Origin of the sequence: Bradyrhizobium sp. 17 (assembly GCF_023073515.1) — a bacterium.
GTDB classification, from domain to species: Bacteria; Pseudomonadota; Alphaproteobacteria; order Rhizobiales; family Xanthobacteraceae; genus Bradyrhizobium; species Bradyrhizobium canariense_D.
Genome location: NZ_JADPJQ010000038.1, coordinates 1 through 1,007 on the forward strand (window position 1 = coordinate 1; position 1,007 = coordinate 1,007).

At 66.9% G+C, this 1,007-nt stretch carries 1 protein-coding gene; it reads left to right on the plus strand.

The window, feature by feature from the left end:
* A partial coding sequence (locus IVB13_RS07345) for a HAMP domain-containing methyl-accepting chemotaxis protein (protein WP_247488122.1) occupies positions 1-1,007 on the plus strand: 1,007 nt, incomplete at both ends.

Sequence of the window (1,007 nt, forward strand, 5' to 3'; positions counted from 1 at the left end):
GGCATTTCGCGTCCGATGATCGCGATGTGCAAGGCGATGCGCGAGCTTGCCGCGGGCAATTTCGACGTCGTGCTGCCGGGCCTCGGCCGCAGGGACGAGATCGGCGAGATGGCCGGCGCGGTCGAAGAATTCAAGGTGCAGGCCGTGGCCAAGGCCGAGCGCGATGCCGCCGCCAACGAACTTCAGAACAGGGAGCAGGCCGCAAGCCGTCGTTCCGAGCTGATTCGTTTCGCCGATGATTTCGAGAGCGCGGTTGGTGCCATCGTCTCCAACGTCTCGGCTTCCGCCGTGCAGCTGGAATCGGCGGCCTCGACGCTGACCCGCACCGCCGAGACCACGCAGAGCCTGTCGAGCCAGGTCGCCGACGTCTCCGAGCAGGCCTCCAGCAACATGCAGTCGGTCGCGACCGCGACCGAAGAGCTCTCGGCCTCGGTCGAGGAGATCGGCCGTCAGGTCCGCGATTCCAGCCGCATTGCCGAAGCTGCCGTGGTGCAGGCAAAGGAGACCGATAATCGCATCGGCAAGCTCTCGCATGCCGCCCAGCAGATCGGCGAAGTCGTCAAGCTCATCACGGCGATCGCCGAGCAGACCAATCTTCTGGCGCTGAACGCGACCATCGAGGCGGCACGCGCCGGCGAAGCCGGCCGCGGCTTTGCAGTGGTCGCCAGCGAAGTGAAGTCGCTCGCGAGCCAGACCGCGAAGGCCACCGACGAGATCTCCTCGCACATCACGGGCATGCAAGGCGCCACGGCCGAGTCGGTTGCGGCGATCAAGGAGATCGGCGCCACCATCGGCCAGATCTCGTCGATCTCGACCTCGATTGCGAGCGCGGTGGAGCAGCAAGGCGCCGCGACGCAGGAAATCGCGCGCAGCGTCCAGACCGTCGCACAGGGCACTCAGACCGCCGCCACCGACATCGGCCAGGTCAACCGCGGCGCCGCCGAAACCGGCTCGGCCTCGGAAGAGGTGCTGCATTCGGCCAAGACGCTGTCGTCCGAAAGCACCCG